Origin of the sequence: Aeromonas enteropelogenes (assembly GCF_000819845.1) — a bacterium.
In the GTDB taxonomy this organism is placed as follows: Bacteria; Pseudomonadota; Gammaproteobacteria; order Enterobacterales; family Aeromonadaceae; genus Aeromonas; species Aeromonas enteropelogenes.
In genome coordinates this window covers 552,066-563,799 of the sequence record NZ_CDCG01000037.1, presented here as the reverse complement: position 1 = coordinate 563,799, position 11,734 = coordinate 552,066, and the positions used below count along the sequence as shown (strand labels likewise).

The following is an 11,734-nucleotide window of genomic DNA, read 5'->3' as shown; positions in this document are numbered from 1 at the left end:
TGGCGGGCTGTATGGCGCGGTGCGCGCCAAATATCTGAACGAGAGCGGCGCAGGCGGCGTGCACTATGACGAGGCGCTCGGACTGGCGGATCTTGGCGCGGAACTTGGGCCTGCCCCCGTGCTGGCGCTGAAGCAGTGGCATTTTGTGCACTAGCAACAAGGCATCCGCACCGGCTTCAACGAAAAGGTCGAACCGGGCCGGCAACTGTGACAAGCTGGGATCCTGACACACAAGGAGGATTGCCCATGCTTGGTCCTGCCCGTGCCGGCGCCCTGATCTATTCCAAAGATCCCGGTTTGCTGACCCACTTTTATCGCACCTTGTTGCAGATGGATCTTCTCAGCCAGGATGAGCAGCTGGTGGTGCTGGAGAACGGCGATTTCCAGCTGCTGCTCCACACTATCCCGGAGCCCTATGCAGGCCAGATCGAGGTCAGCCAGCCCCCCGAGCTGAGAGAGCGTAGTGCCATCAAGCTGTTCTTTACCGTGCCGAGTCTCGCCTGGGCGGAGGCAAAGGCAGCCGATCTCGGCGGTGGCCTGTTGCCTCAGCAGTGGTCAGGCCCCGGCTTTGTGCTGCGTAATGCCTTTGATCCGGAAGGCAACATCCTGCAGTTGCGGGAGTTTCTCGGGGCCCCCGAGTCACACTGAATCCGCCAGGCGTGCGATAAAAAAACGGGGCAGCCAGGCTGCCCCGTTTTTTCATGTCACAGTGTCAGGCCATCACTTCAGATAGCGCTGTTCCAGATGCAGGCGCAGCCAGTGCGGGTTCAGCGCTTCGCCGGTGGCGCGGCGCACCAGCTCGTCTGTGTCATGAAGACTCCCCTGGGACCAGATGTGGCGGCCCAGCCAGGTGAAGATCTCCGGCAGACGGCCCGCCTCAAGAAGGTTGCTCATGCTGCCCAGCTCCTTCTCCAGCGCGAAACGCAATTGTGCCGCATACATGGCACCGAGCGTATAGCTCGGGAAGTAGCCGAACGAGCCGTCGGTCCAGTGGATATCCTGCATGCAGCCATTCTGGTAGTTGCCCTTGGTAGAGAGGCCCAGCCACTGCTGCATCTTGGCATCCCACAGCTCGGGGATGTCCGCTACCTCGATGCGTCCCTCGATGAGGTCGCGCTCCAGCTCGTAGCGCAGGATCACGTGAGCCGGATAGGTCACCTCGTCCGCATCGACCCGGATAAAGCCGGGCTCGACTCGGTTATAGAGCTTGGCCAGATTGGCCGGTGCAAAGGCCCGCTGTTCGCCAAAGTGGGTGCGAATGCGTGGCGCCAGGAGCGCGAGGAAGGCGGGATCATGGCCCAGCTGCATCTCGCAAAACAGGCTCTGGCTCTCGTGAATGCCCATGGAGCGCGCCTCGGCCACCGGCTGGCCCAGCAAGTGGCGCGGCAGCCCCTGCTCGTAACGGGCGTGACCGGTCTCGTGCACTATGCCCATCAGGCTGGAGACAAACTCCTGCTCGTTGTAGCGGGTGGTGATGCGCACATCGGTCGGCACCCCGCCGCAGAACGGGTGGTTGCTCACATCAAGGCGACCGTGGGCAAAATCAAATCCGAGCAGCCCCATTACCTCCTGGCCGAGCGCCTGCTGGCTGGCGATGGGGAAGGGGCCTTGCGGGATCAGGATGGTTTCGCTCTTTTGCTGCTCGCTTACTTGCTGGATGAGGGAGGGGAGCCAGCTGGCGAGATCGCCGAAGATCTCGTCGAGCCGGGCGCTGGTCATGCCGGGCTCGTAGAGCGCCAGCATGGCGTCGTAAGGGCGCACGCCGAGGGCCCCTGCACGCAAGGAGGCGACCTCCCGCGACAGTTTCACGACTTCTGCGAGATTTGGCGCAAAACCGGCCCAGTCGTTGTTTTTGCGCTGGCTACGCCAGGCGTGTTCGCACTTGCTGCCGGCCAGCGACAGCGCCTCCACCAGCTCACCGGGCAAGAGACTTGCATCCTGCCACTGGCGCTTGATCTCGCGCAAGTTGGCGCGCTGCACTTCATCCAGCGCTTCCGTTTCGGCCTTGGCAATCCAGTCGCCGAGTTCGGGAGCGGTACGCTTGTGGTGGATCAGCAGACCGAGCTCCGCCATGGCCTCGGCGCGGGCCTCATTGCCCCCCTCCGGCATCATGGCGGCCTGATCCCAGCCGCAGATGGCCGAGAGATGGGAGAAGCGGTGCAGCTGTTGCTGATGTTGTTCAAGTTTTTGATATGACATGGGATTGTCCTTGTTATCGTCCCTGATGCTATGCACCCCGTACCTGGCATGATCGGGGCAGCTCGATGCTATCACTGCCATGACGCCCTGCGCCATGTTTGCCGATTGGCCGGGTCAGCCGAGGCGCTTCTGGTGACGTTCGCGGTTTTCCGCCTTCTTGCGCTCGCTCTTTCGCAGCAGCACATAGAGGGCGCCACTGCCACCGTGGCGACGTTCGGCGCTGTGGATGGCCATCACCGCCGGCAACTGCGGCAGCCAGGCGCTCACATAGCTTTTGAGCAGAGCGCGTGGTGTGCTGCGCTCCCCCTTGCCGTGCAGGATCAGCAGGCAACGGATGTCCCGCTGCTCGCAATCCTGAACAAATTGCACCAGAGCCTGGCGCGCCTCGTTGAGGGTCTTCTGGTGCAGATCCAGGCTCGCCTGCAACTCGTATTTGCCGAGCCGCAGTTTCTTGTAGACCCCCTCCTGTACACCGTCGCGCTTGAAGCCGACGATCTCGTGGGGATCGCGCATCTCGATCGCCTCCATGGTGAGGTGATCGAGCTCGAGTTGCTGTGCAGTGGCGGCCTGGCGGCGGGCCAACTGGGCTTCGGTCGGGGTGGGTTTGCCCACTTGGGGATGGATATGATCGCTGCGAATGGGCCTGACATCGGCCACTTCATTCAGAAATAGCGAGAGTTCGTCGTTATGAGACACGGCAGGCTCCCCATCAGAAAAAGTGGGAGCCATTATAGCGGCGGGAAGCGGGACGGAAAACGGGACAGGCGGTCAGACGGGGCCGGCCGCCCTGGGTTGTTACGACTCGTTGTGATGGGGCTGCTGCTCTCCCTTGGGCGGCTGCGACTTCATCACCTTGTAGATGAAGTAGGCCGCATAAGAGCTGATCAGCAAGAAGGTACCTATCACCACCAGCATGGACATCAGCCCCACGCTGTTGCCAAACATCAGATCCAGCCAAAAATCCATTTTGTTGCTCCTGTCACCCGATTGATGACAGGCATGATAAATACCTCTTTATCCGTAGGGAGATGATCCCGATCAACTCAGTGGATGGTTATTAAACATCCACGCCGATTTGTGATCGTTCTCACTGGGCTCCTTGCTTCACGGTTGGCTGGGTCAGGGGGGTGATGCGCCACCCTTGTTGCTCCAGCTGGGCCAGCAGCCCCTGTTCGCCGTAAAGATGCAGGGCGCCTACCACGATGAAGCTTTCGTTCGGCAGGCTAGGCCATTTTTTCAGCCAGTTGTGGTTGCGCTCCGCCAGCAGGGTCTGCTCCATCCAGCTCTGCAGGGCGGGGGGAGCCATCTCCTCCTTGAGCAGATTGATGAGGGTGGCTTCATCCCCCTGTTGCCACGCCTTCATCACGGCGGTAAAGGCATTCTCGAGCATGGGTAGCTCGTCCAGGGTGCTGGCCAGCATCAGGGTCTGGTTGTCACCGACGCTGGCGAGATAACCGAGCTGTTCCAGCAGGGTTTCGAAGCCGACGACGGGTTTGCCCTCTTTGGCTGCCAATCCGGCAAAGTGCTGATCGATGCCGAGTTGGCTGTCAAAGCCGGTTTTGGCCATGGCCGCCTGGGTGAGGGTAATGGCGGCAAACCAAGGGCGCAGTGGCGAGAGGGTCGCCTCATCCAGACCATAGCGGGCCCCCGCCATCAGGGTGCGCTGGTAGAGCTCGGCAGGCAGGTACTCCTTGAGGCTCTTGCCATCGTTGAGCTGGGTGAGAGAGGCCATCCCCTGCCACTGCTCCTGGCTGATGCTGTTCATGTCGACTTCCATCACCAGGGCGCGACTCTGCTGCCAGGCGCGTTCGACAGGCTCGGGCAACGGATAGAGCGTGGGCTTGCCTGCATGAATGGAGCCCATCAGCCAATGCTGCTCATCACCCTTGCTGACCCGGTAGAAAGCGGGGTCGGCCAGGGCCGTCAGCGGCAACAGCAGGCAGAGCAGGAAGGAAAACAGTGTGCGGTGAAATTTCATGGGGCGCCTTATGTGTGTAGGGTGGCTTCTCTTCATGACTATAAACCCTATGATAAGACCTCCATTCAGATAACCAAGAGGTTTGCCATGCCCCATTTTCGTTTTCGCGCCATTTCCCTCGACACTTTGCAGCAGATCAGTGGTCCGCTGCTGGCCGAGTTTTGCACCCTGACCGGCGGCAAGCCGGAGTTTGTCACCATGGAGCTGATCGACAGCTGTCAGGTGCGCAATGGCGTGGTGGAGACGGGCTCACCCTTCGTCGAGTTGCACTGGTTCGAGCGACCACAAGCGATGCAGGACGCGGCAGCCGGGCTCATCACCCGCCATCTGAAGGCAGCATTGGGGGAGCAGACCTATGTGGTGGTACAGGTGATCCCCATGGTGAAAAGCGCCTACTACAGCAACGGCGAGCACTACTGATCGAGACGACGGTGCGCGTCGTGCCAGCGGTTTGCCCCGGCTCGGGAGCGTCGGGCAGGGCCTGGATGGGCTGCTTGCCCGGTTCAGGCCGATTTGGCGAGGATCCGGTCCAGCCAGCGGCTTGGCAACAGGCGGCGCAAGATCGCAAACAGTCGGGTTGGAAAAGTAACGGGGTAACGATGGCGCGGCCGCTTGCTGGTGAGGGCGTGCAGCAGCGGCGGGATGCAGGCTTCGCTTGGCAGGGTAAAGCCGCGGGCGCCGCCTTCACGCTCCAGCCGGCTCAGGGTCTGCTGGTAGGCGACCTGATGGCGGCTTTGCGCCGGATCGATGTGGCGCAGGAAGGCTGAGCGGGCATTGGCGCGAAAACGGGTGTCGATGGGCCCGGGCTCGATCAGGCTGATATGCACGCCGCTGCCGGCCAGCTCTAGGCGCAGGGTATCGCTGTACCCTTCCAGTGCGAACTTGCTGGCGTTGTAGGCGCCGCGATACTTCATGGCCACCAGCCCCAGCACAGAGCTGTTTTGTACTATCCGACCCTCTCTTGCCGCCAGCATGGCGGGCAGAACCTGACGGATCAGGTGGTGCCAGCCAAACAGGTTGGTTTCGAACTGCTCGCGCAGCGCCTCGGTAGGCAGGTCTTCCAGTGCGCCAGGCTGGCCGTAGGCACCGTTGTTAAAGAGACCATAGAGGCGTCCTCCCGCCAATGCCAGCGCGGCGCCAGCCCCCTGCTCGATGGAGGCGGGATCCGCCAGATCAAGTTGCACTGCCAGCAATCTCTCCTGCTGCAACCGGGTCACATCCTCCGCTTTGCGGGCCGAGGCGATCACGGTGAAACCGTGCTCCCCCAACGCCTTGGCGGCGGCCAGCCCTATGCCGCTGGAGCAGCCGGTGATCAGCACAAAACGGGACATGAGAACCTTCCTTGTAACCTGAGGGGAGTCGAGGCGCATGGTAGCCCGAGCGCCGGAAAAAAGAAAACCGGGCCGACTGGCCCGGTTTGCTGACAATCATTGCCTGCTTACATGATGGTAAACGGCATGATGATGTGAAACTTGACGTCACGCTCAGAGGTGAACATGTTCGGATAGTACCAGCTACCCATCTCGTCTTGTTTGTTGTTGTAGTCAGTAAAGTGCAGCTTGAACAGGGTACCTTTCAGCTTGCCATCTTGAACTGTGTACATAACGTCGAAGTTGGTCGCCCACTCCTCACCATTTTTACGGTTCGGATCGGTGCCGTGTTCAGCATCCCAGCCATAGGCCCCTGACACACCAACGGTCCAGCCCGGAGCTCCAACCAAGTCATCCAAAGTACGGGTTACACCGGCAAATACAGCTTTCTCATTGTTGTTATTCCAGTCGGAGCGGGAATCCCACCAAATTTCGTTCGCGCCTTGGGAATTACCATAGCCTTTGGTCAAACGGGGCAGATAGTTCCCCATATCACCTTCCGCTTTGGTCCACATCCCTTCCAGGCGGAAGCCGTACGGGCCCATACCCCATGCTGCGGTCAATGCTTGTTGCCATGCCAAGCCATCATAGTCATTGTTGCCAGTGGTGTCAGAACCATAGAATTGGTAGCTGGTATTCAAACCACCCAAGATGTCAAACTTGTGTGCCAGTTTGAAATGGTAGCTATCCATATAGCCTTCGGACTGACCGAAAGAACCGGTAACGGCGGTGCCATTTTCAAAGGTGTAGCGAGCAGCGAGGGCGTGGATATAGTCGATTTTGTTTTCATCGGAGTATTGGGTGTCTGCGCCAGCGTAGTTACCAGCTTTGGAGAACCCATTGGTATTCTTAAACCATGGGGCTTTGTACTCATCAGCAATGGCGTAAGTCAGGTAGAGACCGCCGAAGTTACCTTCAACCTGGCCACCACGGTAGGTACCCGGCTGGTAGGACCAGTTGACACCAATCTGACCCGGTACGTAGAGCTGGGTGTAACCGCCTTTAGCGGTGATCGCACCATCCATGAATTTAAGTTTTAGGGCAGCAGTGGAAAGGCTCGCACCATTTTCAGGTACGCCATCGGTTTGTGACCAGCTGTCACCCCAGAAAGAAAATTCGTTTTCTTCGTTAACCCCATTTGATTCGTCAACGGAGAAGTCATAGGCCGCAAATCCACCCAGATCTAAGCCGATAATGTCCCAGGCATAACCAGAATTGAAGTTAAGAGCAACTTGGGCAGTTGCATGGCTAAGGTTGGATTTATAACGCCCCGTATTGGGATTCGGTATCTCTTTGCCGGGATTGTTAGGGTCTGCCATCATGGGGCCTTCCACGCGTTGACGATCACGCTGGAAGTAGAAGAGGCCGCCAGTCAGTTTGGAATCATTGACGAAGGCTTCATAGGATTTGCCGTATTCCGGGCTCATCATGTCCTGGGCTGCCAACGCCATACCGGGGGCGACCAGCGCGGCTACCACAGCGGCACTCAAAGCGGCGCGCTTGAAGATCACTTTTTCCATTTTTATTGCTCCTGATTTTATGGACTTAGCTTTTTTGTTCCGGCAGTTGGCAGCAGGCCTACCGCTCGGTATTGGCATTGCAATCAAAACCCCGAAGGGCAAAAAAATCGTTGTATCTGGTCTGCAGCCGCGACGTCTTGGCACATCTGCGGTGGGCAGCTCTGTTCATCACTAATTGTGTTTTTTGTGTTCCGATCCTTGGCTATCGGACAACTCAAGAGTACGTTCGCGGTGCGAAATATCAATTAAAAGTTCCCACCAAGTTTCAAAAATATGACCGAGTGCAAATAATCGTGACGGCCGCTCTCATACCGTTTCATCCCCCGTATGACGGCAATGAGAACGTTTTCTTGCTTGCCGTCAGGGTGGTGGAACCTGCGTATCCTGCAGGGTTATGCCGGTGCGGGTATAACCCGTATGCAACATATAATTTTGCGATACAAAAAAACTCACCCGCCATGGCGGAGTGAGTTGGGCGAATGGTGCGGATTAGCCTTGCTGGCCGAGGATGCGGGGGATCTGCTGGGCCTGGTGATGGATGTGGGATGAAACCTGGACCGACAGCTGGCTGACCTGGTGCGCATGTTGATGGATGCGGGCGATCAGGTCGGCAAAGTTGGCAAGCTTGTGCTCCTGGCTTTTGGCGTTGTCCGCCCCCTGCAGGGCGATCACCGCCGTGTTGCGGGCGATTTCCCGCACTGCCAGGGTAGTCTGGCGCAACCGCTCGGCCTGGACCCGCTGACTGCCGGATTCGCTGGTGATGCGGGTCAGCACGGTGGCAAGTTGCTCACCCGAGTGGGTCAGCCGTGTCAGTATGTCGGTGATCTGGTCAAGGGAACGTTGGGTATGGGCCGAGAGCGTGCGCACTTCATCCGCGACCACGGCAAATCCCCGCCCGGCTTCACCGGCCCGGGCTGCTTCAATGGCGGCATTGAGGGCCAGCAGATTGGTCTGCTGGGCGATGTGGCCAATGACATCGACAATGGCGGAAACCTCGGTGACCGATCCCCTGAGCGCGCGCAGGGCCTCGTCGCTCTCGTCGATGGCGAGCCCGGTCTGATGGGTGGCGTGCAGCATATTGCCGACCAGCCCTTCGCTCTCGCTCATCGCCTGTTCGTTGTGATGGGCATGCCGGGCTATCTCGGCTGCAACCTGATGCACTTCGCTGGCCAGCTGGTTGAGCTCTCCCATCATCTGACCGCTCTCGTCGACCACCTGCTCCGTGGTGCGGGTGCTCTGGTGGATTTCATCGACCTGATTGACCATGCCCTGCAAGCTGGTGGATACCGCCGACAGCTGGCCGGCCTTGTGTTTTTGTTCCTGCTGCAGGCGTCCGATCAGACGGTTGTAGCTGGCGACGATATCCGCCAGTTCGTTGCGCTCGCGCCCCGTCGGCAGGGGATCGGCCTGGCCGGTCTGATCCAGTAGCAGGAAGGCGCTGCGCAACCGCAGCAGTGGCCTGAGCAGCCAGCGGCGCTGCACCAGGGCAAATAGCAGCGCGACCAGCACCAGACACAACGCCAGGGAACCCAGTATGGTGGCAAGGTGGCGGGTCACCGCCAGACGCGCCTGGGCGAGCTGTTCTCCCATCTGCCCAGTTGCCTGCAGCATCTGCAAGATGTCCTCCTGTATCGCCTGACGGCCCGCCTGTTGCTGTCCCAGCGCCTTGCGGCTGTTGGCCAGTTCCTGTGGGTAACGTTTGATCAGCGACAGCAGTTCGCTGCGGGGCTGCTCACCCAGCTCCTGGTGTTGTGGCTCACCCAGGGTGAATTCATCGGCCGGCGCCTCTTCATAGCGGCCAAGCAGAGGCAGGGCTTGCAGCTGCTCCGCCTGTTTTTGCAGGGCGTCCAGTTCGAAGCGGATCCCCTCGAGCAACTTGTCGCTGCCCTGCGCCATGTAACGCTCGCGCAGATGGGCGAGTCCCGGCAGGCTGGCCAGCACGGTGGCGGCTCCCTCCCGGTATTGCCGGGCGACTGACCCTTGCTCGTCGGAGTTGCCCGAACCGGCGTAACGCAACAGGGTAATGGCCTGGCCAGCGAGCTCGTTTTCGGCATGTTGCAGCAGTGACTGGCTGTTGCCGGAGAGCTTGCCGGCGGCAAGATAGTCGTGCGCGATCCGCTGCTCCATCGCTGCCAGCTGCTGGCGCAGTGGCCCTGCCAGAGCATCGGGTTGTCCCGTCAGGCTTTCCAGAGCTTGCTGGCGCAGCGCCTGCGCTTCAGTGAGTCGCTGCGGATCGCCACTATCCAGATAGGCGCGCAGGGTATCTTGCAGGGAGACGGTGATCAGTTGCTGGCGAGCCTCATGCTGCTGTTGGGCGAGATTGCTCTGGCCCAGTTGCTGCCAGCCGTGGAGCAGGGCCAACGCCTGCCCTCCAGCAACCAGCAACAAGACGAGGGAGGAGAGGGTGGCGTAATGGGCGATTTTCACTGTGATCTTCCTGTATGCACAGACCATGGGGAGCATGGCGTGAGGCTAAACAGGATGCGTGGCATTTTTATGACAGGAGCCTTGCGCGCCTTGGTGGCAAGGGCGCCAGGCGCCCGACCGTTACTTCGGGTGTGCCGTTGCCAGTGCCGGGGTGGTTCGTTTGCCCTGCATACCGAGCAGGGCCCCCCCCATGATGAGAGTGCCGGCCAGCAGGTGGCGGGGTGTGAGCTGCTCGCCGTTGAGCAGCACCAGTAGAAGAGTACTCAACAGTGGCGTGAGATAGGCAAGGGCACCGATCCGGCGTGGATCTCCGTCCCGCAGCGCCAGATACCAGGTGACGAAGGCGGCCCCCATGGGACCGATCGCCAATCCGATGATAAGCCACCAGTCACCGGTCGGGATCTGTGTAAGGGGCAGGGGCCCCTCCTGTAGCCAGGCCAGCAGCAATGCTAGCAAGCCCGCGGGCAGGCAGGCTGCCGCCGTCACGACCGCCGGCGCCGGGGGAAGCCGGCGTGAGAGTACGGAATAGCCGCCCCAGATGATGGCGGCGCCGAGTGCTAGCAGATAACCGGGCAGATAGGCCTGTTGCAGTTGCAGCTCGCCATTGACCATCACCAGCACGGAGCCGGTCAGGCCGAGCGCTCCGGCCAGCAGGTGGCGGGCCTGCAGTGGGTGACCCGGCAGCATCAGGGGGGTGAACAGTATGATGCACAGGGGCCACAAGTAGTTGATGAGGTTTGCCTCCAGCACGGGAGCGTGGCGAAAGCTCATGAACAGCAACAGGTGGTAGAACAAGAGGGCAGTCACAGTGACCAGCCAGGTGAGAGGGCTGGCTCGCCACTGGCGCCAGAATGGCAAGGCCCCCAGGCCGCAAAACAGCAGCACCAGGCCCACCAATACCAGTGGCGATACGCTGGTGACTCTGGAGGTGAGGGCTGCCAGAGAGGCCCACAGCAGTATGGTCAGCAGGGCGAAACCGGTGGACCTGTCCCACCAGGAAGAAGCAGACATCCAACACTCCTTTGCAAGATGCACGACATGATAAAAAAGAGAGCCAGTCTAGCAGAGAGGTTTTGTTTTCGGTGACGTGGTTTTTATCCGAAAAGCGTAAAGGCCGTAGAACTGGCCGCATTCTGGCCATCGGTGATCTGGCAGATGCCTGATCATGGCCAGAAATAACCCCAAATACATGTGGAAAAGTGACCTGCTTTGGGTACCTTTTTCTGTCTTGATGGCGGTGGTCAAAAAACTGGATGACTGGTGATGTTATATTACGCTCCCGAAAAGGAGCTGTTTTGCATGGTTATTACCGCCGACGCGATCAAGGTTGTTATTGTCATTGCCCGCTGTGGCAGTTTTGCCGCCGCTTCCCAGGAGTTGCACAAGGTACCCAGTGCTCTCAGTTACACCCTGCATAAGCTGGAAGATGCCCTCGGTGTCAGTCTGTTCGAGCGCCAAGGCAAGCAACTGGTGCTGACGGAAGCGGGTTACCACTTTATCAAGCGCGGGGAGCTGATCCTGGGTGAGCTTGGCAGCCTCGAAGATTCCACCCGCCTGATTGCCATGGGGGTTGAACCCGCGATCCGCCTCTCTTTTAACAACATCCTCTCGCTGGCGCCTCTCACCCCCTTGCTGCGTGAATGTGAGGCTCTTTTTCCCCAGACTGAGATCCAGCTCGCCATCGACGTGCACGACGGGGTGTGGGATGCCCTGCTGGCCAAGCGGGCCGATATCGCTGTAGGGGCGCCCAATCAGGTGATTGCCAATAGCGAGATCGGCGCAGAGCCGATGGGGATGGTGGAGTGGGTGTTTGCCGTGAGCCCGCGCCATCCGGTGGCACAATTGCCCCAACCCCTGACCGAGCGAACCCTGCGCCGCTATCCGGCCATCTGCATTCGTGATACCTCGGTGCAGCTCAAGCCGAAGGAGGCCTGGCTGCTGCGTGGTCAGAAGGCGCTGCAGGTGCCTGATTTTCACAGCAAGCTGGCGCTGCAAGCCGAAGGGGTCGGCATCGGCTTTGTGCCGCGTCACTTTGGCCAGCCACTGATTGATGACGGTCGTCTTCAGGTGATGACAGTGGAAGCCCCCAAACAATCCACGCCTCTGTTTTTGGCCTGGCAGCGCCAGCATACGCGTCCCTGCTTTAGCTGGTGGTTGCGGCAACTGCGTGATCCGGCCTTGCAGCAGGGGTTGCTGGGGCCACTCGGCTAGCGCTGGTTCTGCTATGAAAAGGCCGCAGA

General features: G+C 59.9%; 11 protein-coding genes. 3 read left to right on the top strand and 8 right to left on the bottom strand.

What is annotated here, in order from left to right; all coding sequences use genetic code 11:
* Positions 1–246 precede the first annotated feature (246 nt).
* Entirely contained in the window at positions 247–648 is a 402-nt protein-coding gene (locus tag BN1123_RS15370; RefSeq protein WP_042028079.1) for a VOC family protein, read from the top strand.
* Between the two features lie 72 nt (positions 649–720).
* On the opposite strand, the gene BN1123_RS15365 is transcribed toward BN1123_RS15370, so the two are convergent.
* The 4 genes from BN1123_RS15365 to BN1123_RS15355 all read right to left on the bottom strand — a co-directional run bounded on the left by BN1123_RS15365 (position 721) and on the right by BN1123_RS15355 (position 4,177).
* On the bottom strand, positions 721–2,199 hold the full coding sequence (locus BN1123_RS15365) for a carboxypeptidase M32 (protein ID WP_042028078.1): 1,479 nt from the start codon (positions 2,197–2,199) through the stop codon (positions 721–723).
* Positions 2,200–2,313: 114 nt separating this feature from the next.
* Positions 2,314–2,895: a DNA endonuclease SmrA gene (smrA, locus tag BN1123_RS15360; protein ID WP_042028077.1), complete on the bottom strand. Its 582-nt coding sequence runs from the start codon at positions 2,893–2,895 to the stop codon at positions 2,314–2,316.
* Positions 2,896–2,994: 99 nt separating this feature from the next.
* Positions 2,995–3,165 carry a DUF3149 domain-containing protein gene (locus BN1123_RS21010; RefSeq protein ID WP_082037553.1) on the bottom strand — a complete coding sequence of 57 codons (171 nt, stop codon included), beginning with the start codon at positions 3,163–3,165 and terminating at the stop codon, positions 2,995–2,997.
* A 121-nt stretch (positions 3,166–3,286) separates the two neighbouring features.
* Positions 3,287–4,177 (bottom strand): TraB/GumN family protein, encoded by an 891-nt coding sequence (locus BN1123_RS15355; protein ID WP_042028075.1) that lies wholly within the window; start codon positions 4,175–4,177, stop codon positions 3,287–3,289.
* Positions 4,178–4,264: 87 nt separating this feature from the next.
* Here BN1123_RS15355 and BN1123_RS15350 point away from each other — a divergent pair, with 87 nt between their 5' ends.
* On the top strand, positions 4,265–4,597 hold the full coding sequence (locus BN1123_RS15350; protein ID WP_042028074.1) for a DUF1904 family protein: 333 nt from the start codon (positions 4,265–4,267) through the stop codon (positions 4,595–4,597).
* Positions 4,598–4,680: 83 nt separating this feature from the next.
* Here the strand turns inward: BN1123_RS15350 and BN1123_RS15345 are convergent, their stop codons facing one another.
* From BN1123_RS15345 to BN1123_RS15330, 4 genes are all read right to left on the bottom strand, one after another.
* Positions 4,681–5,508: an SDR family oxidoreductase gene (locus tag BN1123_RS15345; RefSeq protein WP_042028072.1), complete on the bottom strand. Its 828-nt coding sequence runs from the start codon at positions 5,506–5,508 to the stop codon at positions 4,681–4,683.
* A gap of 107 nt (positions 5,509–5,615) precedes the next feature.
* Positions 5,616–7,067 carry an OprD family outer membrane porin gene (locus BN1123_RS15340; protein WP_042028070.1) on the bottom strand — a complete coding sequence of 484 codons (1,452 nt, stop codon included), beginning with the start codon at positions 7,065–7,067 and terminating at the stop codon, positions 5,616–5,618.
* Positions 7,068–7,556: 489 nt separating this feature from the next.
* The gene (locus BN1123_RS15335) at positions 7,557–9,494 is read right to left on the bottom strand and encodes a methyl-accepting chemotaxis protein (protein WP_042028069.1); all 1,938 of its coding nucleotides are present in this window, start codon (positions 9,492–9,494) and stop codon (positions 7,557–7,559) included.
* A 120-nt stretch (positions 9,495–9,614) separates the two neighbouring features.
* A complete protein-coding gene (locus BN1123_RS15330; protein WP_042028067.1) occupies positions 9,615–10,505 on the bottom strand; it encodes a DMT family transporter in 891 nt (296 codons plus the stop codon).
* 288 nt (positions 10,506–10,793) lie between these two features.
* Here BN1123_RS15330 and BN1123_RS15325 point away from each other — a divergent pair, with 288 nt between their 5' ends.
* The gene (locus tag BN1123_RS15325; RefSeq protein WP_042028066.1) at positions 10,794–11,705 is read left to right on the top strand and encodes a LysR substrate-binding domain-containing protein; all 912 of its coding nucleotides are present in this window, start codon (positions 10,794–10,796) and stop codon (positions 11,703–11,705) included.
* Positions 11,706–11,734: the final 29 nt, after the last annotated feature.